21 protein-coding genes and 1 tRNA gene are annotated in these 24,689 nt (G+C 37.7%); all 22 read left to right on the top strand.

From position 1 onward, the window contains the following. The first annotated feature begins 5 nt into the window (after positions 1–5). The 22 genes from BMY14_RS12945 to BMY14_RS12840 all read left to right on the top strand — a co-directional run bounded on the left by BMY14_RS12945 (position 6) and on the right by BMY14_RS12840 (position 24,672). Positions 6–458, top strand: a complete 453-nt coding sequence (locus tag BMY14_RS12945; protein WP_091832528.1) for a NifB/NifX family molybdenum-iron cluster-binding protein — start codon at positions 6–8, stop codon at positions 456–458. Between the two features lie 381 nt (positions 459–839). Continuing rightward, positions 840–1,211: a NifB/NifX family molybdenum-iron cluster-binding protein gene (locus tag BMY14_RS12940; protein WP_091832525.1), complete on the top strand. Its 372-nt coding sequence runs from the start codon at positions 840–842 to the stop codon at positions 1,209–1,211. A gap of 43 nt (positions 1,212–1,254) precedes the next feature. Then, on the top strand, positions 1,255–2,121 hold the full coding sequence (locus BMY14_RS12935; RefSeq protein ID WP_091832522.1) for a radical SAM protein: 867 nt from the start codon (positions 1,255–1,257) through the stop codon (positions 2,119–2,121). A 54-nt stretch (positions 2,122–2,175) separates the two neighbouring features. After that, entirely contained in the window at positions 2,176–3,144 is a 969-nt protein-coding gene (cysK, locus tag BMY14_RS12930) for a cysteine synthase A (protein ID WP_091832519.1), read from the top strand. Between the two features lie 88 nt (positions 3,145–3,232). Beyond that, a complete protein-coding gene (gene nifH / locus BMY14_RS12925; protein ID WP_218144906.1) occupies positions 3,233–4,075 on the top strand; it encodes a nitrogenase iron protein in 843 nt (280 codons plus the stop codon). A gap of 330 nt (positions 4,076–4,405) precedes the next feature. Next, complete coding sequence (locus BMY14_RS12920) at positions 4,406–4,780, top strand: YezD family protein (RefSeq protein ID WP_143063175.1); 375 nt, start codon at positions 4,406–4,408, stop codon at positions 4,778–4,780. 146 nt (positions 4,781–4,926) lie between these two features. Beyond that, positions 4,927–6,447 carry a nitrogenase component 1 gene (locus BMY14_RS12915; RefSeq protein WP_091832511.1) on the top strand — a complete coding sequence of 507 codons (1,521 nt, stop codon included), beginning with the start codon at positions 4,927–4,929 and terminating at the stop codon, positions 6,445–6,447. 15 nt (positions 6,448–6,462) lie between these two features. After that, complete coding sequence (locus tag BMY14_RS12910; RefSeq protein WP_091832508.1) at positions 6,463–7,827, top strand: nitrogenase component 1; 1,365 nt, start codon at positions 6,463–6,465, stop codon at positions 7,825–7,827. Between the two features lie 597 nt (positions 7,828–8,424). Continuing rightward, the gene (locus BMY14_RS12905) at positions 8,425–9,201 is read left to right on the top strand and encodes an ABC transporter permease subunit (RefSeq protein ID WP_091832505.1); all 777 of its coding nucleotides are present in this window, start codon (positions 8,425–8,427) and stop codon (positions 9,199–9,201) included. Between the two features lie 12 nt (positions 9,202–9,213). Beyond that, on the top strand, positions 9,214–9,984 hold the full coding sequence (locus tag BMY14_RS12900; protein ID WP_091832503.1) for an ABC transporter ATP-binding protein: 771 nt from the start codon (positions 9,214–9,216) through the stop codon (positions 9,982–9,984). 47 nt (positions 9,985–10,031) lie between these two features. Further along, positions 10,032–11,441: an FAD-binding oxidoreductase gene (locus BMY14_RS12895; protein WP_091832500.1), complete on the top strand. Its 1,410-nt coding sequence runs from the start codon at positions 10,032–10,034 to the stop codon at positions 11,439–11,441. A 35-nt stretch (positions 11,442–11,476) separates the two neighbouring features. Beyond that, a complete protein-coding gene (locus tag BMY14_RS12890) occupies positions 11,477–12,493 on the top strand; it encodes an ABC transporter substrate-binding protein (RefSeq protein ID WP_091832498.1) in 1,017 nt (338 codons plus the stop codon). A gap of 47 nt (positions 12,494–12,540) precedes the next feature. After that, positions 12,541–13,734, top strand: a complete 1,194-nt coding sequence (locus BMY14_RS12885; protein WP_091832496.1) for a pyridoxal phosphate-dependent aminotransferase — start codon at positions 12,541–12,543, stop codon at positions 13,732–13,734. Between the two features lie 304 nt (positions 13,735–14,038). Beyond that, positions 14,039–15,553 (top strand): FGGY-family carbohydrate kinase, encoded by a 1,515-nt coding sequence (locus BMY14_RS12880; RefSeq protein ID WP_091832494.1) that lies wholly within the window; start codon positions 14,039–14,041, stop codon positions 15,551–15,553. Between the two features lie 210 nt (positions 15,554–15,763). Continuing rightward, positions 15,764–18,163 (top strand): bifunctional diguanylate cyclase/phosphodiesterase, encoded by a 2,400-nt coding sequence (locus BMY14_RS12875; RefSeq protein ID WP_091832492.1) that lies wholly within the window; start codon positions 15,764–15,766, stop codon positions 18,161–18,163. Positions 18,164–18,277: 114 nt separating this feature from the next. Continuing rightward, positions 18,278–18,354: transfer RNA gene (locus BMY14_RS12870), tRNA-Val, on the top strand. A gap of 445 nt (positions 18,355–18,799) precedes the next feature. Continuing rightward, positions 18,800–19,456 (top strand): CatA-like O-acetyltransferase, family 3, encoded by a 657-nt coding sequence (locus BMY14_RS12865; RefSeq protein ID WP_091832491.1) that lies wholly within the window; start codon positions 18,800–18,802, stop codon positions 19,454–19,456. 150 nt (positions 19,457–19,606) lie between these two features. Further along, a complete protein-coding gene (locus BMY14_RS12860) occupies positions 19,607–20,557 on the top strand; it encodes an alpha/beta hydrolase (RefSeq protein ID WP_177177591.1) in 951 nt (316 codons plus the stop codon). A 207-nt stretch (positions 20,558–20,764) separates the two neighbouring features. Next, complete coding sequence (locus BMY14_RS12855) at positions 20,765–21,475, top strand: FadR/GntR family transcriptional regulator (protein ID WP_091832486.1); 711 nt, start codon at positions 20,765–20,767, stop codon at positions 21,473–21,475. Between the two features lie 30 nt (positions 21,476–21,505). Next, positions 21,506–22,864, top strand: a complete 1,359-nt coding sequence (dcuC, locus tag BMY14_RS12850; RefSeq protein ID WP_091832483.1) for a C4-dicarboxylate transporter DcuC — start codon at positions 21,506–21,508, stop codon at positions 22,862–22,864. A gap of 14 nt (positions 22,865–22,878) precedes the next feature. Continuing rightward, on the top strand, positions 22,879–23,472 hold the full coding sequence (locus BMY14_RS12845; RefSeq protein ID WP_091832480.1) for a DUF1847 domain-containing protein: 594 nt from the start codon (positions 22,879–22,881) through the stop codon (positions 23,470–23,472). A 33-nt stretch (positions 23,473–23,505) separates the two neighbouring features. Further along, positions 23,506–24,672: a MalY/PatB family protein gene (locus BMY14_RS12840; protein ID WP_091832477.1), complete on the top strand. Its 1,167-nt coding sequence runs from the start codon at positions 23,506–23,508 to the stop codon at positions 24,670–24,672. Positions 24,673–24,689: the final 17 nt, after the last annotated feature.

Below are 24,689 nucleotides of genomic sequence, written 5' to 3'. Positions count from 1 at the left end.
CATTTATGGCATACAAAATAGCAATTGCTTCTACGGATGGTGTGGAAATCAATGCTCATTTTGGGAGCACAGAAACGTTTTTGATTGTTCGTGTTGAAGATGATGGAAGCTTTCAACAGCTAGGCAGAACAGCACCTGCGACTGTTTTGCCGCACCAAGTCGCGGAACATCCTGCATTAGGACAAGATACTTCAGCTTGCAGTTCGGGGAGTTCTTGTAAAAGTCAAGGTGGTGGATGCGGTGGTGGTCATGATGAAACGGAAATAAATGAAAAAATTGTTCAAATTCTTGATTGCCGTTGTTTGTTATGTAAAAAAGTTGGTGCTGGTGTCAAAAAACAATTAGAAAAAAAATCAATTGCCGTTTTTGAAGTCGATTATAAAATCGAAGCTGCTTTGAAAAAAATTATTGACTATTACCGTAAAATTGACCAGCATATTTCACTACGAAAAGCCTGAATAAAAAAATAGAAAGCAAACTTGTGGGCACTATATAATGCACTAAACAAATTATTACAACTGAACACAAAGACGACCAATAGCTTCCCTGGGCCTTTATTCAGTTCACGAATAAAATTTTGAACAGTTACTTCCATGAAACTTGCCTACTCTCACTTATTTATTTTATAGGCAAGGATAGCATAATGTTTCAATAAAAATAAGGGATATCATGAAAATCTTTCGTGAGTTATGTACGTGTAATGACACATTGATTTTTAATAAATTAAGTTTTCATATATTGGCAGAATATAAAGTGAAGCAAGAAAATTAAAAATTAAATATCAATGTCCCACTACACGAGTAGGTTCCTGTTTTATATAAACAAGTGGAGGCGTTTTTATGTCATATAAAGTAGCAATTTCTTCGACCGATGGGAAAGTCGTTAATCAACATTTTGGGCATACTGAAAAATTCCTTATTGTTCAGGTAGATGAAAAGAAAGAGTATCGTTTTCTTGAAGACAGATCTATAGAATCACCCTGTAATGCAGGCGGGCATGATGAGTGGGCGCTGGAAAAAGCTGTGCTGGCTGTGTCGGACTGTCGGTATGTTTTATGTGCTCAGATTGGTGGTGGGGCAGGACGTGTGTTGGAAATACACGGGATACAGGCTATTACAATTCGTGATTTTATTGAAAATGCCATGAAGAAGATTATTGCTTATGATGCAAAACAAAATAAATTAAAGGTGAAGGCTGAACCAGTTCTGTAACTAGAAGCTGTTTACGGAATAAAAAGGAAAGAAGGCAGAAAAAATGATTGATCAGGTAAGAGTAAGAGAAATACATCCATGTTTTGGTGCTAAACAAAATAAAGGCAGAATGCATCTGCCAGTGTGTCCGGGTTGTAATATTGAGTGTAATTTTTGTGATAGAAAAATCAATACAACAGAAAACCGACCGGGAGTAACAGCTTCTATTTTAAAACCAGAACAAGCGATTGAAGCGATTGAACGCGGTTTGAAACTTTGCCCTGATATAACGGTAGCTGGCATTGCTGGGCCGGGGGATACACTGGCGACCGATAATGCATTGTTAACCTTTCGGTTGATTCAGGATAGATTCCCGCAACTTTTAAAATGTATGAGTACGAATGGCTTATTGCTAAATGAACGGGCTGAAGAAATTATTGATGTGGGGATTGATACCTTGACGGTAACGGTTAATGCGGTCGATCCAGAGATACAGGCTAAAATTATATCAGGAATTGTTTATCATGGAAAACGCTATGAAGGTGTTGAAGCAGCTGATATTTTAATCAAAAATCAATTGGCTGGAATCCAGAAAATAGCCGATGCGGGCATTACCATAAAAATTAATACGGTATTGATCAATGAAATTAATCGATTCCATATTAAGGAAGTGGCTAGACAGGTTAAAGAGGCTGGGGCAACTTTATATAATATTATTCCGCTGATTCCACAGCATAAATTAAAAGATTATGTAGAACCAGGTTGTAATGATATTGATGGAGCAAGACGTGAAGCAGAAAAATATATAGATGTTTTCCGCCATTGTCAAAGATGTCGTGCGGATGCTGTGGGCGTTCCAGGGAAAAGTAATTTTAGTGAGCAGGTTTATCTGGGGCAGCTTGTAGTTAAGGAAACGTTTTCACATGGTTGAAGCATATCAGCTGGGAACGGCAGAAAATCATATGTGTTTGCAGGGGGAAAATAAATGTCTAATATTATAGTAGATAATTTAGTCGAACTTATCGGGAATACACCCATATTGAGATCACAATCATTTGCGAAATTAGCAAAAGTGGAAGAAAGTGAACTTTTATTCAAATTAGAATATTTTAATCCGCTCGGCAGTATCAAAGATCGGCTGGCTCATGCGATGATTCAAGATGCAGAAGAGAAGGGAACTCTTACAAAAGATTCGGTCATTATTGAACCGACTAGTGGTAATACTGGTGTCGGGCTGGCGTTTGTTGCGGCAGCAAAAGGGTATCGACTGATTATTACAATGCCTGATTCAATGAGTGTGGAACGTAGAACACTCTTGACAGCGCTGGGGGCAGAATTGGTTTTGACTCCAGGGGAAAAAGGCATGAAAGGAGCAATCCGCAAGGCGGAAGAATTGAATGGACAGATTGTAAACAGCATTATTTTGCAGCAATTTGAAAATCCGGCAAATCCCCAAATACACAAAAAAACAACAGGGCTTGAGATTTGGGAAGCTACAGAAGGGAAGGTTGATATCTTAGTTGCCGGTGTTGGGACGGGGGGGACCATAACTGGAATCGCAGCTGCGTTGAAGGAGAAAAATCCTTACATCAAAATCGTGGCCGTTGAACCAGCCTCATCACCAGTTTTATCCGGTGGTAAACTGGGAGCTCATCAAATCCAAGGTATTGGACCTGGTTTTGTATCAAAAGTTTTGGATTTGAAGCTTGTAGATGAAATCTACAAAGTGAGAAATGAAGAAGCAATTGACACGGCTCGTGTTTTGGCAAGAGTTGAAGGCTTATTGGTGGGTATTTCTTCGGGGGCAGCCGCTTTTGCTGCAGCAAAAATTGCCAAACGATCTGAAAATAAAGGAAAAACAGTTGTTGCTATCCTTCCCGATACGGGAGAACGTTATTTGTCGACGGTTTTATTTAATAAAATTCCTCAGGAAAAAACTACAATATGGTATTAAATATAATATAAATTTCTAGTTGATCAAAAATGAGTGTTAAATTCATATTATTAAAATAAAAGGAGATTAAATAATGGGAGAAAAAGTATTGAGACAAATTGCAATTTATGGTAAAGGTGGAATCGGTAAATCGACGACCACTCAAAATTTAACAGCGGGGCTCAGTGAACTTGGCAAAAATGTTATGGTTGTTGGCTGCGATCCAAAAGCGGATTCAACAAGGTTGTTATTGGGGGGGCTTGCCCAGAAAACAGTATTGGATACATTGCGTGAAGAAGGCGAAGATGTTGACTTGGAACGTGTCTTGAAATCAGGGTACAATGGGATTCGTTGCGTTGAATCGGGTGGACCGGAACCAGGTGTTGGTTGCGCTGGTCGTGGTATTATTACATCGATTGGGTTATTGGAGCGCTTGGGAGCGTACACGGAAGATCTTGATTATGTATTTTATGATGTTCTTGGGGATGTTGTGTGCGGTGGCTTTGCGATGCCGATTCGCGAAGGGAAAGCGAAAGAAATCTATATTGTAGCAAGTGGGGAAATGATGTCTTTATATGCGGCCAATAACATATCCAAAGGGATTCAGAAATATGCGAATAAAGGGGTTGTAAGACTTGGCGGGATTATTTGCAATAGCCGTAATGTAGAACGTGAAATCGATCTTTTAAAAGCATTTGCGAGTGAACTGGGCACACAGCTTATTTATTTTGTACCACGTGATAATATTGTTCAACGAGCGGAAATTCACAGAAAAACTGTTATTGAATATCGTCCAGAAGCGCAACAGGCGGCTGAGTATCGTGAATTAGCACATAAGATTGAAACAAACAAGAATTTTGTTATTCCAAAACCAATGACGCAGGAACGTCTTGAAGAAATTCTTATGGAATTTGGACTCATGGATACATTGGAAGATGATTATCGTATTTGATATATAAACCACATCAAGTAATACTATATTTTTAGTATGAAAAAGATTGACAAAATCAGCTGCTCAAACTATAATTATAAACATATTAATCATATATGGTTAATTTTTAAATACGGAAAGAATGTGTAATAGTAATATTAACCAGACTTTTGCTGCATTGAATAATAGTTTCTAAGATGAATTTTTTTAGGAATTTTTTGAGCGTAAAACAAAAGATCTGCTATTTCTCTAGAACTGTTAAAGTTTAGCTGATCAAAAAATGAAGGCTAGGCATGTTGAGACATGCTTAGTTTTTCTTTATTTTGGCAGTTATTATTAGGAGGGAATTTAATGGCTGTAAGAAAAATACAGATTGGGACAAATTCAAATTCAGCGATTTCACAACATTTAATGGAACAGATTGTAGATGTTTTAAAAACAACCTTTCATGGCAATGTAACTCTTGTTACACAAAATTTTCGTCTGGTCCAGATTGAACGCAATGAGAAAATACGGCCATGTGATATGATTACTCGCGGTCAGAAATTGAATGTAGATAAAAAGTCAGATTATACGCAAATTGGTAAAAAGATTCAAAAAGAATTTGGCGATTTAGAATACGGACAGATTGTCATTGTAATCAAAGAAGGAAAGATCATTCAAATTGAACGTACCGAAAAACATCGCTTTCAAGAATTTACCGGACTCGATGGCGAAGGCATTTAAGGTAAGGCTATTATTTATTTTATAAAATCCAGTCCCATCGTTTGCTGATCATGAGAATTGAAGGCAAAGGTTATAGGAATTTATTTCTTGTATCCTTTGCCTTTTTTTATGAGAAATATAGATATTTTTTAATGAGGTGAAAAACTATGCCAAAGAAAATTAATTTGGACATTGCCGAAGTGGAAAGCCGGGAACATCGACTGGGGACTATTATTGCCTGGGATGGCAAAGCAAGTGATTTGCATAGAGAGTCTGGTTATGAAAGCCGTGCCTGTGGCAAGAAGAAAGATGGCTGCCGGCTTTGTGAAGTCAAAGGTCCTTTTACGCAAGGCTCAGTTTGCAGCGAACAGATGGTAGAATGCCAGGCCGGTAACGTCAGAGATGCAGTGCTGATTCAACATTCACCTATTGGCTGCGGGGCGGGGCAGGTTCCGTATAATTCCATTTATCGAAATGGCTTAGCAATGCGTCATCATAAAGTTGAAAATATTCGCATCATCAATACAAACCTGATCGAAAGTGATATGGTTTTTGGTGCTGCGGGAAAATTGAAACAATCCATCGATGATGCCTGGGAACGCTATCAACCCAAAGCAATTTTTATTGCCACATCGTGTGCAACAGGAATTATTGGTGAAGATATGGAAAGTATTGCGCGTGAAAAAGAAGCAGAGCTTAAAATTCCCATTATTCCGATTGCCTGCGAAGGTTTTCGTTCGAAGCATTGGAGTACTGGTTTTGATGCGACACAGCATGGTATTTTGCGACAGCTTGTGAAGCGTAATCCAAAAAAACAAGAAGATTTGGTGAATGTTATCAATCTTTGGGGTTCTGACGTATTTACACCAATGCTGGCAAATCTTAATTTGCGGGTGAATTATGTTGTTGATTTAGCTTCGGTTGATGATTTGGAACAGCTTTCAGAAGCAGCGGCGACGGTTGGCTTTTGTTATACATTGTCTTCATATATGGCGGCAGCATTAGAACAGCATTTTGGCGTACCAGAAGTAAAAGCTCCGATGCCGTATGGTTTTGCGGGTACGGATGCCTGGCTTCGTGAAATTGCTAAAGTCACACATCGCGAAGATCTGGTAGAACAATTTATTGAGGCTGAACACAAACGTGTTGCACCACGAATTGCCCAACTTAAGCAAAAACTCAAAGGCATCAAAGGTTATGTAGCAACTGGATCGGCCTATGCACATGGACTTATTCAGGTTCTTAGAGAATTGGATGTTGAAGTCAATGGTTCCCTTGTCTTTCATCATGACCCTGTTTATGATAGTGGCGATCCACGGGAAGATTCTTTGGGGCATTTAATTGAAAATTATGGGGATGTCGGCTCCTTTAATGTGAGTAATCGGCAACAGTATCAATTTTATGGTTTACTTAAGGAAGTGAATCCTGATTTTATCTTGATTCGTCATAATGGGTTGGCGCCGCTTGCTTCCAGAATGGGGATTCCGGCAGCACCGCTTGGCGATGAACATATTGCTATTGGTTATGATGGTATTGTAAATTTGGGTGAATCGATTTTAGATGTTTTGGCACATAAAAAATTCCATGATGATATTAAAGCACATACGAAATTACCATATAAAAAATGGTGGCTGGAACAAAAAGATCCATATCTGTTAGCGAAACATCCAGAAGTCATCAATGAGTAAGGGAGTCGGGAAATTATGGCGATAAATAAGGATAAAAATGGACAGACAAATTCTATCAATCAGGTTCGTTATGGCTGTGCACTTGGAGCATTGCATTCCGTTACGGCGATTCCGGGAGCAATGCCGATTGCGCATTGCGGACCAGGCTGCGTTGATAAACAATATACAAGTTTAGCTTTTTATAATGGATTCCAAGGGGGCGGCTATGCTGGCGGGTCGGTTACACCGAGCGATAATCTTGGAGAAAATGAAGTTATTTTTGGCGGTGAAAAGAAATTGAGCGAATTAATTTCGGCAACGCTTAAAATTATGGAAGCGGATTTATTTGTAGTACTCAATGGCTGCATTGGCGAAATCGTGGGCGATGATGTATCTTCGGTCGTTAGTAAGTTCCAAGAAAAAAATGTGCCGATTGTATACGCTGAAACAGGAGGCTTTAAAGGTAATAATTTTATTGGGCATGAAATTATTACCGAGGCAATTATTGAACAGTATGTTGATAAATATGCAGTTGATAAAGACAAAAAAATCAAGGGATTAATTAATGTGTGGTCAGAATTACCTTTTCAAAATACCTTTTGGCGTGGTGACTTGTTAGAATTAAAACGTGTCATTGAAGGGGCTGGATTTCAAGTTAATATTTTATTTGGCAATGGTTCAAAAGGAATTGAAGAATGGAAAACTATACCAAATGCACAATTTAACTTGGTGGTTTCACCTTGGATGGGTTTAAGTACAGCAAAATATTTAGAAAAGAAATATAATCAGCCATATTTGCATATTCCGGTGCTCCCGATTGGGGCTGGACAAACAGCAGAGTTTTTACACCAAATTGTTGCATTTGCTGGTTTGGATATCACCCATGTAGATGAATTCATCAAACAAGAAGAAAAAGAATATTATTATTATCTGGAGCATTTTACGGATTTTTATGCCGAATATTGGTGGGGGCTGCCAGCAACGTATGCAGTAGTCGGGGATAGCATTTATAATTTGGCAATCAATAAATTTTTGGTCAATCAGTTGGGGCTTATTCCGGGTAAACAGATTATTACCGATAAAGCTCCGGAAAAATACCGTGAGGCGATTGCCAAGGAATATGCACATTTGGCGGAAGATGTAGCAACGACGGTGGAGTTTGTGGAAGATGGGTATATTGTGGGAGAAATCTTGAGGAAAACAGATTTTGGGCATAAACCACCAATTATTTTTGGTACAACTTGGGAACGAGATACGGCGAAAGCTTTAAATGGAAATATTGTTGAGATTGGTTTTCCGGCATCGTATGAGGTAGTTTTGAATAAGACGTATATTGGCTATCGTGGAGCTTTGACTCTTTTGGAAAATATTTTTACAGCCGCCATCAGCAAGAGTGCTTAATAAATTAATTGCACACACATGTTGTACTCCCTTTATATTATCTTAGTTGAGTAGAAAATCTAAAGGCTAATGGTCTGTATTTATATTGTCCCTAGATTTTTTTATTTCATAGGAAAGTTCTCTAAAATGTTATTCCAAATAAAAGAAGCACACTAACTACGGGCGCAATAAAGTAAATGATGTTTTAGATGTAAAATCAATACTATGGTTCATCGTCGATAATATCATCTTTAATTAAAAAGTAATGCATATTTAAAATGTTCTTCCAAGACACCCCGATGATGGTCATAATAAATATCGCGATGAACATACTGTTGCCACAAATTTGGCAGCAAAGAGGATTATAGACAAAAGATAAAAGAATATTATTGCACCATTTGGGAAAACTGCGAAATAGATCAGGCTTAGTTGTATATAAATAATGATTATATTAAAGCTGATTGCAAAAGCAAAGGCCAATACTATAACTTGTGAAAAGTTGGTATTGGTCTTTGCTTTTTTACGTAATTCAAACTTTGCTAAAGATGTTGAGATGATATATTGTGACAATAAATAAAGTTTATTTTATACAAAAAATATAAGGAGTGAACTGGTATCATGCTTTTATTGAAAAAATCCTATGTGTTAAACAAAATAATTCCATGGATAATTCCTGCTATATTATTGCTATTTTGGCAAGTTGCAACAAGTGATGGTCTTGTATCTAATAAAATTTTACCACAGCCCATAAAGGTAATTGATATTTTTATTAAATTGATAAGTAATGGTGAATTGATACGATATATAGGGGCTAGTACACAGCGTGCTTTTAGCGGGTTTATTATAGGCGGTGGTATCGGTTTCTTATTAGGTCTTGCAAATGGATTATCCAGAACATCAGCACAATTTCTTGACGCGTCTATTCAGATGATTCGAAACATACCTCATTTGGCATTAATTCCGTTGTTGATTCTTTGGTTTGGTATTGGTGAAGAGATTAAATTAGTTCTTGTATCACTCGGTGTGTTTTTCCCTATTTATCTAAATACGTTTCATGGCATTCGTAGGATAGATACACGTCTTATTGAAATGGGGAAAGTTTATGGATTACATGGAGCAGCATTGTTTTGGAATATTATATTACCAGGGTCACTATCCTCGATATTAGTCGGTGTACGTTATGGTTTAGGAATTATGTGGCTGACTTTAATTGTAGCTGAAACTGTAGCCGCAAATTCAGGCATTGGTTATATGGCAATGAATGCAAGAGAATTTATGCAAATGGATGTAATTGTATTGAGCATTCTTGTATATGCGTTACTAGGAAAATTGTCAGATAGTATTGCCTGTTACTTAGAAAGAAAATGGTTGAAGTGGCAAACTGAAAAATTGTAGGGAGTGATAGGTATGCTGATCAATGAAGTACAAGAATATTTAAATATTGAAGATGTAAACAAATATTTTGGTGAAACGAAGGTATTGCATGGACTTACTTTGCATATAAAACAGGGGGAATTTGTAGCAATTGTTGGGCGCAGTGGCTGTGGGAAAAGTACGTTATTACGATTAATTGCAGGGCTGGAAACACCAACAAATGGGTCAATAAAAATGCAGGGAGAAGAACTCTGTGGAATAAATAAAAAGATTCGAGTCCTTTTCCAAGAGGCACGGCTTCTTCCGTGGAAAAGGGTGATCGATAATGTGAAACTTGGTATGCAAAAAGAAAATACAAGCATTGCCAAGCAGGTAATACACGATGTTGGACTTGAAGAGCACAATGATAAATGGCCAGATATTTTATCGGGGGGGCAGCAACAGCGGGTAGCCTTGGCAAGAGCACTTGTTGCTGAGCCAGAAGTGCTTCTTCTTGACGAACCGTTAGGCGCATTAGATGCATTAACTCGGATTGAAATGCAACAACTGATTGAAAAATTGTGGCTTGCTAAAAAATTTACGGCTATATTGGTGACACATGATGTTAGTGAAGCTGTTGCATTAGCAAGTCGGGTTATTTTTATTGATCATGGAAAAATTGCAATGGATATTGCTATTCAATTGTCGCGTCCGCGCCATCGTAATAATGATTTTACGTATTATGAGAAGAAAATATTAGATCAAATAATGGGTAACGCAGAGTCTGTTATAGAGGATACTAAAAAATTAGAATATGCAATATAAAATTAAATTAAATGGACTAAATCTATTAGGATTAGGAGAATAAAACAATGACAAAATATAACCCAATTACGCCAGCGATACTTGAACAGTTACAAAAAACTGTCGGAGAAGAATATACCTTAATTCAGCAACAGATTACAGAGGAATACGGTCATGATGCAGCTACGAAAAATGATAAACCACAGTATCCAGAGGTTGTGATTTTGCCGAAAGATACCGGAGAAATAGCAAAAATTATTAAACTAGCCAATCAATATTTAATTCCGGTGACACCTCGTGGCGGAGGCAGTGGTCTGGCAGGTGGAGCGGTAGCATTATATGGTGGTATCTTACTAGATTTGGCACGAATGAATAAAATTATCCATTTAGATCGCGAAGCACAATACATCGTTGTGGAACCGTCAGTACGTACGAGTGATCTCCAGGCGACCGCCTATCAACAGGGATTTTTATATGCTGGCGATCCCTGCAGTAATGATCAATGTGTCATTGCTGGCAATATAGCAACCAATGCAGGCGGAAACCGTGCAGTAAAGTATGGAGTAACGGCAGATCAAGTGTATTCTTTGGAAATTGTGACTCCGTTGGGTGAAATTGTTACAATCGGAAGTCGTCTTAAAAAGAATGCTACGGGTTATAATTTGCCGCGATTATTGGCAGGGTCTGAAGGAACGCTAGGTATTGTTACCAAAGCTACTTTGAAGCTGCAGCCACTAGCACCATTTAATCCGAACTATCTTGTTGTTATGCCAGACTTGCAGGGAGTTGTCGCTTTAGTGAAAGAGGTGTTAGCCGATACACTACTAGATCCTTTGTCTTTGGAATTAATTGATATTAAAACCGCAAAAGATATTGAAGGCTATCAAAACTATCCTGTATTTGGTAATCCGGTAGGTGATTGTTTGATTGTTCAGTGGGAAGCTTATTCCAAAGAAGAAATATCTATCAGAAAAAAACGTCTTGAAGAAATAGCTAAAAAGCAGGGGAGCCTTGTTGTCAAAGCAATCGATGGAGATATTATCTGGCCAGCTCGCCGCATTTGGGGTAAGGCAATCGAAGCAAAAAATCCACTTCGTTTTTCAGAAGATTTGGTGGTTCCTGTGGATAAAATCAATGAATTTATTGATATATTGGAAGATCTTTCTCAGAAATGGACTTTTGAATTTCGCATAGCTGGTCATGCTGGCGATGGAAATATGCACCTGGCAATCATACCTCAACCAGAAAATACGGGTTGGCAAACTGCATTACCGCTATTGCGTCAAGAACTTTATGCCCAGACGTACGAAATTGGTGGACGTCTTTCCGGTGAACATGGAATTGGTTTTAAGAGAAAACAGACGCTGGCAACACTCGCTGATCCGATTGAACTCCTATTGATGAAATCCATAAAAATGGCATTTGATCCAAATTCTATTTTAAATCCGGGTAAAATTTTTGATATGGAAGCTGTATAACATTTTATTTAAGAATGACATTACGGGAGGTAATTATGAAAAGAATTTTGTTATTTTTACTTATACTTTGTATCGGCATAGGCTTTGCAGGATGTGCTGGAAGCCAAACAAACAGTGCTGAAATAGGCAGTGGTGGTACTGATGATTTGAGCAAAGTGACGATTCGTGTTGGCCAAACGGGATGGAGTAATTTCGAGTTAATGCTAAAAGCAGCGGGGATTGCAGATACACCTTATAAAGTCGACTATAAAGTTTTTCAAGGAGGAAATTTATGTTTGGAAGCAATGGCGAGTGATAATTTAGATTTTACTTTGACTAGTGAAATACCACCAGTTTTTTCATCGCAATCTGCCAATCAAGGGAATTTTAAAATTATTGCAGTATCACAATCGACTACGTTAAATCAAGAATTAGTTGTGCCAAAAGATTCTGGTGTTACGAGCATAAAAGAGTTAAGAGGTCAAAAAATAGCTTATGTAAATAATACAACTGCACATTATTTTTTACTGAAAATGTTGTCTCAAGCTGGTATGAAGTGGGAAGATGTAGATCCGGTTCAATTATCTACATCAGATGGGCTGACTGCTTTTTCAGGTGGAAAAATTGCAGCTTTAGCTAGTTATGGAAATGCAATTATTTCAGCTCATCAACAAGGTGCAGTTACTTTATTGAGTGCAAAAGATATTTTATCAGGTAATTTCCCCGTAGAGGCCTCAATTTCGGCTTTAAGTGATACTGGAAAGCGAGGGGCAATTGCAGATTATTTAACAAGAATCAATAAGGCGTATGAATGGACTCGTAATAATCCAGAAAAATGGGCGCAGATTATTGCAGACAATACACATCAACCTTATGATCAAGCATTGGCTACTTTTAAAGAAGGCATGGCACAGTCACCGGATAAAATAGTGGCTGTTTCACAAAAAGCAATCGATTCTCAGCAAGATATTGTAAAACAATTTTTGGAAGTGGGCGTGCTTAAAACGAATATTGATGTTAGTTCGTTTTGGAGTCATGAATATGATAAAGAATTACCGATTTCTGATAAATGAAATAGTTGGTGGCTAGCGTATTGAAAAAATAATTTTGGAGGCGAAATATGACTGCAGTTACACAGAAAATCGAAGGTATACTATCAAATAAAATTACTGGTTTGCAATTACCAGTTTTTAGAAAGATTGCCCCGTTGGTCAAACGCTATGATGCGATTGATTTAGCAGGTGGTGTACCTGATTTTTCGGCACCTGCTTGTGTAAAAGAGGCAGCGATTAAAGCCATTCATGAGGAGTGCAATCAATATGCACTTATGCAGGGAAATGAAGAACTGCGAATAGAAATTTCAAAAAAAATCGATAAGAAACATGGCATATATTATAATCCGGAAACAGAAATTACCATTTGCTGTGGTGTTACAGAGGCGATGGCAGCGACGCTATTGGCGATATTGAATCCTGGTGATGAAGTGATTATATTAGAACCGGCATTTACGATTTATGGACCGGATGTGGAGCTGTTTGGTGGAAAACCGGTCTATGTATCGCTTACACTTCCAGATTTTCGAATTGATGAAAAAGCAATTGAAAATGCTGTGACGAATAAAACAAAAGCCATTATATTTAATTCACCGCATAATCCAACGGGGCGTATTTTTGATCAAGAAGAGGTAGATCATATTGTTGATATTTGCAAACGATACAATCTTTTGGTGATTACCGATGAAATATATGATGAAATTTGTTTTGACAACCGTCCATTGCCAAGAATCTGGTTACAACCGGAAATGGAGAATCAAGTGATTGTACTTAATGGATTTTCTAAAACGTATAGTGTTACTGGCTGGCGCTTAGGTTACATTGTTGCTCCAGCTTGGCTTACAGAAGGAATCCGTATGGCACATAATTATCTTACCATTAGCAGTCCGGCGCCGCTGCAACAAGGAATTATAAAGGGCGTAACTGCTCCGGCTACGTACTATAAAGATCTTCGTAAAGATTATACCGAGCGCCGTAATTACCTTATAAATGCTTTTAAAAATATTGGAATCCCTTTCTTGGCAAGCCAAGGTGGTTATTTTTTATTAGCAGATTTTTCTTATTTAGGTTGGAAAAATGATGTCGAATTTGTAAAGGAACTCATAGCTAAATTGGGTGTAGCCGCTGTACCTTTATCAGGGTTCTATCATACATATTCAGCAGAGCGCATATGGCTTCGTTTTGCATTTTGCAAAAAATTATCTACGTTGCGTGATGCCATAGAACGATTGCAGGGGATAGAAAAACTCAGGAAGATTTGAGGGGCTTATTCGGGATTGTTGTATGCTAGCGATGGAAGAGTGCGTAAGCATTTTTTGATATGCTTAAAATTTCAGAGGTAAATTCTTTAAAATAGACGCTTCATTTTAATATGGGGCGTTTTTTTATGCCTTAAAAGGACAGTGCGTCTTCAATTTGATTTAGTGCTATCGTCATTTATGGAAGTTTTTTGAAAACATATTAATTGAGACCAGATAGGAATATAACCCTGTTTTGGCGAATTTATGTAATAGATTTTAGATAGCATGAAGAAATTTTTATTATAAAGAGTTGGGGGCTTGGCAAATGACGGAACAATACTATCTCAGTTTTGATGCAGGAACACAAAGTGTAAAAGTAGCAGTATATGATGAAAATATGGATTGTATCGTGCAGGTATCCAATCAAATGACTTTGACCTATCCACAAGCTGGGTGGGTTGATATGAATGCGAATGAATATCTTGCTTTGGCTAAACTGGGGATGAAACAGTGTGTGTGTCAATTAAATGAACGTGGAATTGATCCGGGGCTTATTAAGGTCATTATGGGGGATGGAATTATTTGCGGAATTGTTGGGATTGATGAGAATGGTCAGGCTATTACACCTTACATCAATTATTTAGATTCACGAACGCAAAGTGATGCGGCAACACTGAAAGACCTTAAACTTGAAATTTGGGGTAAAGAAACGGGAAATGCTGAGCCATTATGCATGTTTCCAGCATTGCATGCTCGGTGGTTATTATCTCATAATAAAGAATTTCAGGCTAAAGGCAGGAAGTTTGTTCATAATGCCCCCTATATATTGCTCAATTTAGCTGGTCTCAAGAGTGTCGATGCTTTTATTGATTGGGGGTCTATGTCAGGCTGGGGGTTGGGCTATAACGTATATGAAAAAGAATGGTCCGATGAACAGTTATCGATATTGGAAATCAACAAAAATTATATGCCTAAAATCGTAAAACCTTGGGACATTATTGGCACTTTATCGGCTGAAGCAGCTTCTGAAACTGGGCTGCCGGAAGGGATACCGATTTGTGCTGGAGCTGGTGATACGATGCAGTCTATGCTTGGCAGCGGCGTTTTTGAAGCAAATAAGGCGGTGGATGTTGCGGGAACCTGTGCGATGTTCTGTGTTTCGACGAATGGAATTATTCCAGAGTTAAGCCGTAAAGGCAGTGGTCTGATTTTTAATAGTGGTACATTAGAAAACACTTATTTTTATTGGGGCTTTGTCAGGACTGGGGGTCTCGCACTACGTTGGTTTAAGGACAGTATCTGTCAGCAAGCTGGAAATGACCATTATTATGAAACGTTAAGTCAAGGGGCGGCCAGGGTGACTCCGGGTTGCAATGATGTGATTTTTTTGCCGTATTTGACGGGTGGTTATGATGAATTTTCGAGTGTCAAAGGCTGCTTTCTAAACATGACACTTGATACCAATCAATTTGTCTTATGGCGGGCAGTCCTGGAAGCGATTGCTTACGATTATCGAGAAATTACCGATACATATCGTCAATCTGGAATCAAAATTGATCGAATTACCATTACGGAAGGTGGCAGCAGGGACCCCCTTTGGAATCAGATCAAAGCGGATGTTATGAATAGTGAGACAATTACATTGGAGAATGCTAGTGGTGCGGTACGAATAAATGCTATCATTGGGGCGTGTGCCGTGGATGAAAACCGAGATTTGATGGAGATGCTTACTAATAATTTGAAAATAACCAATACATACATTCCTAAACAAGAAAATTTTGAAAATTACAAGCAACAGTCGGAAAAACAAAAAGATTTATTGCATAAACTAGGTCGATGAGTGAATAATTATAAACATCAAATGATTGTTTTGACCGTAATTTTTCTTGATATTCTTCATTATATTTACAGATTGACAATTGCTTCTTGCCCCTGTAAGATTTAAATATCTTTAGATATTTATAATAGATATAATCTTCATGGAAAATATGGACAATAAAGATTCGATATTATAAGAGAAAGTACCGTGAACCAATGGGGTGTGATAACAATGTGTAAGGCAAAGGAAACAAATGAGGTAGTAACGAATGATTTGTTGAATGAAGAACTCTTGACCGCGTATGAAGAACTTACGGCTTCCGAGGAAGAGCTGCATCAACAATTTGATGAATTATTAGTAAAAGAAGAAGCAATTTATCAACAAAATACGGTGCTCAATCTACTACACGATATAGCTATCAATCTTATGTCTGACCTAAGGCATGATGATGTATTGCAAAAAATAATGGATGGGGTGCGAGATCTTTTCGGTGCTCCAAACAGGTTTGTATACTTTGTGGATGCAGAAATACGAACTTATACAGTAACAATCGGGACGGGTGTTTTTAACGAGTTAGACAAAGAAGGTATTCTTACGAAAGGTCTTGTTGGGCAAGCCTATCGAACTGGAACCGTTGCCACTGTGAAAAATTATAATAGCTGGCCGGAGCGTTTAGTGAATCCTATTTTTGATACGATATATTACGTTGCATTAGTTCCATTAAAAAACAAAGATAAAATGATTGGAGCAATCGGACTGGCTTTTTCCGAGCCGGAGCGGATTTTGTCGGAAGCGGAACTATCTTTGTTTCAACGTTTCGCGGATCTGGCATCGTTCGCTTTAGGCAATGCATTGTTATTAGACTCTTTACACACTGAAATTGTAGAACGTAAGCAGCTGGAGACAGTGTTATTAGATAGTAGAAATATGATGATTTTGGCGGCTGGTTTGGCTAACTTGGGTGTATGGGAATATGATTTAAAGACAAAACTTTATCATTTCAACGATGAGTTTTATGCTGTTTATGGTACGAATGTAGCTCGTGAAGGACAATTTATGTCGTTTGATACTTACGTTAGAGAGTTTGTACATCCAGAAGATATCTGGATGTTTGAAGAGGAACGGCAACTCTATTTTTCTGATGGCAAAGTCCCACTTAAAGACGTAGAACATCGTATTATTCGCAGGGATGGTATAGTGCGCAACATTCTTGTTCGGCGCAATAATATCAAAGATGCGAAGGGGGAAATCATAAAACTCTACGGTACAAATCAAGATATAACCGAAGTGCTGCAAGTTGATGCGGAACGGAAAAAGCAGGCGCAAACCATTAAGCATATGGCTTATTTTGATTCATTGACAGGGCTGGCAAATCGGCACTCTTTAAATGAATGGTTGAAAAATGAAATGGAAGGAGCTCGCTCAGGCAGTGCGGTTGGTTCTATTTTGTTCATTGATTTAGATGATTTAAAGATGATAAATGATACGTATGGCCACTCTTATGGAGATAAGATTATTTATACCGCGGGAACTCGGATACGTGATAGAGCGGGTAAAAATGCATTTGTTTCCCGTATTGGCGGCGATGAATTCGTTGTGATTTTGCCAGGGGCGTATGATCGAGAAAATGTGCGAAAACTTGTCCAACAGATTAGTAAATCTATCGGGAAAGAACAAGAAATTTTCGGCGGACAATTTCATATGACTGCCAGTATTGGGATAGCTTTTTATCCTGATGATGGCGATACTGCAGAAGAACTTATAAAAAATGCAGATAATGCAATGTATGCAGCAAAAAAAGAAAGCAAGGACTGCTGGCGTTTTTATACAGAAAAAATGCAAATAGATGCCTATGAAAAAATGCGGTTGACTGGTAGTTTGCGGCATGCATTGGAGCGAAATGAATTTTCACTTGTTTACCAGCCACAAATTTCTGCGACTGATCGAAAATTGATTGGCTTTGAGGTGCTTTTACGTTGGAATAGTCCTGAATATGGGAATGTGCCACCGATGCAATTTATTCCCCTGGCAGAGCAATCGGGTCTGATAAACAGCATTGGAATGTGGGTGCTGCGTGAGTCTTGTCAATTTGCCAGACGCTTATCGGAGCAAGGCGGATCGGATATACGTGTTGCTGTAAATATATCTTCAAAACAAATCGCTGTTGATGATTTTATTGTTGGTGTTTGCAATGCTGTTAATGCAGCCGGGATTGACCCGCAACAACTTGAACTTGAAATAACCGAAAGCGTGTTGATTCAGTCGATGGAGGATGCTATTGGTAAGTTGGCCCATCTTAAAGAATTTGGTGTAAAGCTATCTTTGGATGATTTTGGTACAGGTTTTTCGTCTTTGACGTATTTGAGGCAATTACCCGTTGAAACAGTTAAAATAGATAAGTCTTTTATTGATATGATAACAAGTGATGTGCAAGGAGCAAAAATCATTGCCTCTGTTATCAATATGGCACATGCGATTAATATGAAAGTTGTCGCTGAAGGTGTGGAGACCGAGGCACAACTGGAATATTTGTTAGATAAAGATTGTGACATTATCCAAGGCTATATCTTTAGCTGTCCCATCGTAGAAGCAGCGGCAATGAAATTTTTAGCAGATCATAGTGAAGTTTAATTGCTAGCTTAACGTTATTGATTGAAAATATTGGTGGGACCATATTACGAATTTAAGTATTTACAAAATAGTAGATAATATGCTAAAATAGCACATGTATCTAAGGTACGTAATGGGGTTATAGCTCAGTTGGTTAGAGTGCTTCGTTGACATCGAAGAGGTCACAGATTCGAATTCTGTTAATCCCACCAGTAAATTCAAGGTTTCGCTCATTGCGGAGCCTTTTTTGTTTGTAGTTTTATTATAAATGTCTATGTGGTGTATAAAGAAATTTATAATAGGATATAGTTTCCATATATCGAAAATAGATTTATATTAAATGTACCAAAGTATAGGTACTAATCTTAAGAATAAATTTATTATGCAATAGTCTGCAGCCTTGACGAATAAGAAAACATTGAGGTAAGATAGAAAATGTAAAGATCAAAACGCAAGGAAAAGCATCGCGGACATTGAAGTTTGTCTGTTGATTCAATAAAAGGATGGGATAGCTTATGATTTTATGCATAGCAAATGCTTCATGCAAAGCCGGTTAAACCAGACGATGGTTGCATGAAGCATTAAAATAGTCGTCGAGTATGCCGGTTTTACTTTTAAAAATTAATGATAAATTTTAAAGTAAAGAAGGCTGGAAAAATGAATTATAAAATAATGGATATGGATAAATACTATCGACGTGGTGTATTTCACCATTTTTCCGAGGATTGTAAGTGCTCGGTGTCTATGAGCAACCGATTGGATGTGACAGAATTTGTTGCTTGTTCAAAACAAAAAGGGACAAAGTTTTATATCGATTTTTTGTATATTTTAGCGAAAGTACTGAATTCGCGGGAAGATTACCGACTGGGGTATTTATATGAAACAGGTCAGGTTATCATTTATGATAAGATCAATCCAACTCAGTATATTTTTCATGAGGATACGGAAACCTGTACGCCCGTGTATACGGAATATTTCCCCGAATATCAGAATTTTTACGAACGTTGTATGGCAGATATTGTACGGGCAAAAGAATCACGGGAATATAGTCTTGATATGGCGAACCATCCAAACTGGTTCGATGCCTCATATATCTCTTGGCTGTCTTATGATTCGCTAAATGTGGAACTACCGGATGGTTACCTTTATTTTCTGCCCATTGTGAATTGGGGAAGATATCGCGAGGAAAATGGACGTCTTATGATGCCTGTTAGCGTGCGGTTGAACCACGCGACGGCGGATGGCTATCTTTTGGCCAAGGTGTTTTTGCTATTGGAAAAGGAAATAAAAGTATTTTTGCGAAAACGTGATTAAGAAATACGCAGGAAAGGATGGTTCGTTTGCAAATACGAGCCATTTTTTCTTATATTGAGCATGAATTTCAGACCATTATGGGTTAAAGAGTCCGTGATGTAAGGGCGAAATCTGTTATACTTAGGTAGGAGCTTGTCAGGAGGGAATTCGTTGAAAAACAAACAATCTATAGTAGGCGTGCTGTTGCTTTTCTTTATTTTATTAAGTGCAGGAGGGGCTTATATTGGAGATTATTTCGTTGATTTTGCGTTAAAAAGAGGCAATGCGGATGATCCATTGGCTATTCCAGCAGCCTGCCAGAAAATATTAGATCCTAATGTAAAGCCCCAGGCAGATCTGGATTTTAGAAAAGAAATATGGCAGGAAATTTCTTTTGATGGGCTCAAGTTAACCGCTTCTCATTTTAGTCCGAAAGAGAAGAGCGATAAATGGGTGGTTGTAGTACATGGTTATGGCCGATCACAAAATAGTGTTTTGGATATTGCCAATCAATATTTAAAAAATGGGTATCATGTGCTTATGCCAGATTTACGAGCCTCTGGTGAGAGTGAAGGCATTTATCTTAGTATGGGGTATTTTGAAAGTGATGATGTGAAATTATGGATTGACCAGATCGTTCAATCCGATCCTAAAGCAGACATTGTTTTACATGGTGTATCCATGGGAGCCGCGACGGTTATACAGACAGCATCAAAACCTTTACCAGACAATGTTAAAGTGGTTATAGAAGATTGCGGCTATACGAGTGCCTATACAATGTTTTCATTGCAGTTGAAGAAGCTTTATGGTTTACCCGCTTTTCCAATTATGGATTTTGTTAATGTTTTATGTAGAATTAAAACAGGTTATTATTTATCTGACGCAAATCCGCTTGCTGTTATCCATAAAAACCGTATACCGATGTTATTTATCCATGGCGGAAAGGATGAACTGGCACCTTTTAGCATGATGCTGCAGTTATATGAGGCAGCGAATTGTGAAAAGGAAAAATTGGAAATTGCCGAGGCAGGACATGCCGATGCACGAAAAGCCAATCCAGTCGATTATTATAAACATGTTTTTTCTTTTATTGATCGATATGTTGATAATAATGATGGATAATTAGGTGAAATGAAAACTTCTTTCTATATTCCAATACTTGACATATAAAATAAAAACTGTTAACATGTAATAAGTTTGATAATTCAAACAGCGGGCAAAGGTGACCTGAAACTGAATTCTTTTAATTTAGTTCCTAGGTCACCTTTTTGTATTTCATCCTTATTGGTATACCGGTATACCAATAAGACAAAAGAAAGGGGTAAAACTATGTACCAACCTTTGAATAAAGTGAATATGAAGGGCGATGGCAGTTTATATCATCAAGTTATAGATAATATTCGCAATCTTGTATTAAATGGAAAGCTAAAAGTAGGTGATAAATTGCCTTCAGAGCGTGATCTGGCAGAATTGTATGGCGTTAGTCGTGTTCCAATACGTGAAGCTTTAAAGACACTAGAGTTTTTGGGGATTGTACAAAGTGTTCGTGGTGATGGAGTATACATTCAAAATATACAAGCAAAAAATTTATTAGAAAATGTTGAATTTGCGGTGCAGGATGACAGTGATTTATTACCAGATCTTTTTGAGGCGAGAACCGTTATAGAAGTGAAGGCTGCACAGTTAGCTGCTTTGCGTAGGACGGAAGAGGAACTTGAAGAAATGTTGGAGGCTGTATTAGATATGGAACGCGATTTGTTATTGAAGCGTGATGCCAGTATATCTTCTTATAGATTTCATGTAGCCATTATAAAAGCTTCACATAATCGGGTATTATATCGTATTCATGATAATCTTTCGGGTCTGTTAAAGCTGTCTCGTCAAAAATCATTAGCAGTGAAAGGCCATAGTGAAGTCGCTTTGGATTTTCATAAACAGTTATTAAATAAAATTCGAGAGCAACAGGCAGAAGATGCAGGAAAGTTAATGGCTGAGCATTTATATAAGGCAAGTCTGGTGATTGACAATGAAAAAAAATAGCAATAATCATGGAAAGTAGATGGTGTTAATATGGCTATAAGTATCGCAATAGTAGTTGTTGCCTGGGTCGTTTATATGATTATTAAAAAGTTTTATCCTCAAGCAGTACTCTTGATAGCAGGAATGGTTCTTCTTTTTGCAGCCTGTTTATTAGGGCATACGCCGATTATGGAAGGAAAGCAGTCTTGTGGTTCTGATTTTTTTGATATTTTTAATACGATAAGTGTTTTGCTTAGTTCGCGAGTGGCTGGTTTGGGGCTCACGATTATGTCTATTGCAGGTTTTGCCAAGTATATGGAACATATTGGTGCAAGTAAGTCTCTGTTTACTTTGGTTGCATTGCCTATAAAACATATCAAATCACCATATATCTTATTGGTATTCAGTTTTTTTATCAGTCAGTTTTTGGTTGTGTTTATACCAAGCCATGCAGGACTTGGTTTGCTGCTTATGGTGATGCTGTACCCGATATTAATACGATCTGGTGTCAGTAAACTTTCTGCATTGGGCGTAATTGGCTGTGCACAATATATGGATGTGGGCCCGGGTTCGGGTAATGCAATACTGGCAGCAAATATCTGCGGGTTAGAGCCATCTGTATATTTTGTAAATCATCAACTTCCCATTTTTTTTATAACAACCTTAATTCTTGGTATTACACATTTTTTTGTGCAAAAATGGTGGGATAAAAAAGAAGGGTTTTGTGGACATGAATATCTAACTGAGATTACGGAACAAGATGAAAATTGCCCACCACTTGTTTATGCTGTTCTACCAATTATTCCGATGATTCTTATCTTGGGTTTTAGTCCGATCTTTTATAGTAAGATTAAAATGGATGTTGTTACTGCAATGTTTTTAAGTACGTTTATTAGTATGGTTTTTGAGTATGTAAGAAGCAAAGATTTCCGATCTGTTTTGAAAAGTTTGCAGTACTTATACGATGGGATGGGAAAAAGTTTTGCTACTGTAGTCAGCTTGATTGTTGCTGGCGAAGTATTTGCTGCTGGGTTAACTAAAATTGGTGCTGTTGACATACTGACATCGAGCGTGCAAAACTTAGGTTTTGGTATACATAGTTTAATTATTTTATTTTGTATAGTTATTGCTGGTTGTGCTTTTTTAATGGGATCAGGCAATGCAGCATTTTTCTCATTTGCGGCTCTTGCTCCTAAGATTGCCGCTGTAATGCACATTGATGTTATTACGTTGGTATTGCCAATGCAGATTATGACAAGCTTTGGCCGTGTTGTATCACCAATCACGGCGGCAATTGTTGCCATTGCCGGAGTCGCCGACGTATCACCTGTACAAGTTGTTAAACGAACAGCAATTCCTATGGCAGTAGCCGCACTTGTAAATGTGGTGTTTATATTTATTAATTTATAGAGGAGATGTTTTAATTGAAATGTGCAAAATGTATTCAAAAAAAATGCTATTTGGAAGGACAAAATTGTACTAAAATTACGGTTGATGATGTAAAAGATGCTTATACTGGTCAGCAGTTGGATATTATGAAGGCAGCTGCCTGTACGGAGGGGCGCTTTTATAATAATCTAACTCGGTTAGAAGAAACGAAAGAGTTCTGTAAATTAATGGACTATAAGAAAATAGGTATAGCTTTTTGCATAGGACTTAATAAGGAAGCCAAACTGATAGAAGAATATCTTGCTAAAACATTTGAAGTATATTCTGTTTGTTGTAAAGTTTGTGGTGTTGCCAAAGAAAATTTAAATTTAGAGCAAATTAAAAAAGGTGCCCGTGAAACGATGTGTAATCCATTAATGCAAGCCGAACTGCTCAAAAATAAAGAGGTAGAATTTTGTATTACAGTAGGTCTTTGTGTTGGACATGATGCACTTTTTACAGGAGCGGCAACTGTTCCTGTATCTTGTCTTGTCGCGAAAGATCGCGTACTCGCGCATAATCCGCTTGGGGCTGTGTACTCTCGTTACTGGCGGAAAAAACTTGGCATTCCATTAGATGATGAAGTATAGTAAATCACTAAATAAAGACAGGAGAGAAGATATATGATAAAGCATAATTTTGATGAATTGATTAACCGTAAAGGTACTGAATGTAAAAAATGGGATACTTATGCAGATGATGTAATTCCTATGTGGATTGCAGATACTGATTTTAAGTGTCCACAGCCGGTTATTGATGCTATGGTAAAAAGAGCGGAGCATGGTATTTATGGATATCCTGTCAATGATAAAAATTTTGAAGAAGCCATCGTTAATTGGCAGAAAAAAAGATTTGGCTGGAAGATCGAATCGGAGTGGGTAGAATATACGCCTGCCGTTATTCCTGCTATTGTATATGCAATTTATGCTTTTACAAATCCAGGCGACAATATTGTTATTCAGATGCCAGCGTATCATCCGTTCCATGCTATTATTCCGAACAATGGTAGACATATTCTTGGTAATAACCTTATTTTACAGGAAGATGGCAGTTATGAGATTGATTTTGAAAATCTGGAATCGCTGCTCAGTCAAAAACGAACGACTATGTTCCTTTTGTGCAGTCCGCATAATCCGACAGGAAAATGTTTTACCAGAGAGGAATTGAATAAAATATCTGAACTTTGTCTGAAACACAATGTATTCGTTGTTTCCGATGAGATACATTCAGATATAATTTACAAAGGAAGTAAACATATTCCTTTTGGGAGTCTATCACAAGAAGCTGCTGATAACTGTGTGGTTTGTGTCAATCCAAGTAAAACTTTTAATATAGCGGGTGTAAGAACAGGCGCAGCTGTAATACCAAACCGTCGTAACCATGATTTATTTTATGCACCACTTGAAAATCTCAAAGCATATGGCAGGACAATATTTGGTACACTGCCAATCGAAATCAGCTATAATGAATGTGACTATTATGCTGATCAATTACTTGAATATCTGGAAGGCAATCTTGAATATCTTAAAAAGTTTCTTGCAGAAAAAATACCAAAAATAAAAATTGGACACCCGCAAGCTACATATTTAATTTGGTTGAATTGCAAAGAATTGAATATGGAACCAGCGAAGCTGCAACAATTCTTTATGGAAGAAGCTAAAGTAGCCATGAATGAAGGTTCTACATTTGGCACTGGTGGTGCTGGGTTTATGAGAATGAATATTGCCTGCCCGCGTGCAAGATTAGTTAAAGCACTTAATCAAATAGAGAAATCGGTAAATATGCTATAAAAAGTTTTTTGATAAAA

The organism is Propionispira arboris (assembly GCF_900109225.1).
In the GTDB taxonomy this organism is placed as follows: domain Bacteria; phylum Bacillota; class Negativicutes; order Selenomonadales; family Selenomonadaceae; genus Propionispira; species Propionispira arboris.
Note: the sequence above shows the minus strand (reverse complement) of the source record. Positions and strands in the feature narration are given on the sequence as shown.

Coding starts and splice junctions, on each gene's coding strand:
- BMY14_RS12945 (WP_091832528.1), top strand. CDS start 6: ATGGCATACAAAATAGCAATTGCTTCTACGGATGGTGTGGAAATCAAT.
- BMY14_RS12940 (WP_091832525.1), top strand. CDS start 840: ATGTCATATAAAGTAGCAATTTCTTCGACCGATGGGAAAGTCGTTAAT.
- BMY14_RS12935 (WP_091832522.1), top strand. CDS start 1,255: ATGATTGATCAGGTAAGAGTAAGAGAAATACATCCATGTTTTGGTGCT.
- cysK (WP_091832519.1), top strand. CDS start 2,176: ATGTCTAATATTATAGTAGATAATTTAGTCGAACTTATCGGGAATACA.
- BMY14_RS12920 (WP_143063175.1), top strand. CDS start 4,406: ATGGCTGTAAGAAAAATACAGATTGGGACAAATTCAAATTCAGCGATT.
- BMY14_RS12915 (WP_091832511.1), top strand. CDS start 4,927: ATGCCAAAGAAAATTAATTTGGACATTGCCGAAGTGGAAAGCCGGGAA.
- BMY14_RS12910 (WP_091832508.1), top strand. CDS start 6,463: ATGGCGATAAATAAGGATAAAAATGGACAGACAAATTCTATCAATCAG.
- BMY14_RS12905 (WP_091832505.1), top strand. CDS start 8,425: ATGCTTTTATTGAAAAAATCCTATGTGTTAAACAAAATAATTCCATGG.
- BMY14_RS12900 (WP_091832503.1), top strand. CDS start 9,214: ATGCTGATCAATGAAGTACAAGAATATTTAAATATTGAAGATGTAAAC.
- BMY14_RS12895 (WP_091832500.1), top strand. CDS start 10,032: ATGACAAAATATAACCCAATTACGCCAGCGATACTTGAACAGTTACAA.
- BMY14_RS12890 (WP_091832498.1), top strand. CDS start 11,477: ATGAAAAGAATTTTGTTATTTTTACTTATACTTTGTATCGGCATAGGC.
- BMY14_RS12885 (WP_091832496.1), top strand. CDS start 12,541: ATGACTGCAGTTACACAGAAAATCGAAGGTATACTATCAAATAAAATT.
- BMY14_RS12880 (WP_091832494.1), top strand. CDS start 14,039: ATGACGGAACAATACTATCTCAGTTTTGATGCAGGAACACAAAGTGTA.
- BMY14_RS12875 (WP_091832492.1), top strand. CDS start 15,764: ATGTGTAAGGCAAAGGAAACAAATGAGGTAGTAACGAATGATTTGTTG.
- BMY14_RS12865 (WP_091832491.1), top strand. CDS start 18,800: ATGAATTATAAAATAATGGATATGGATAAATACTATCGACGTGGTGTA.
- BMY14_RS12855 (WP_091832486.1), top strand. CDS start 20,765: ATGTACCAACCTTTGAATAAAGTGAATATGAAGGGCGATGGCAGTTTA.
- dcuC (WP_091832483.1), top strand. CDS start 21,506: ATGGCTATAAGTATCGCAATAGTAGTTGTTGCCTGGGTCGTTTATATG.
- BMY14_RS12840 (WP_091832477.1), top strand. CDS start 23,506: ATGATAAAGCATAATTTTGATGAATTGATTAACCGTAAAGGTACTGAA.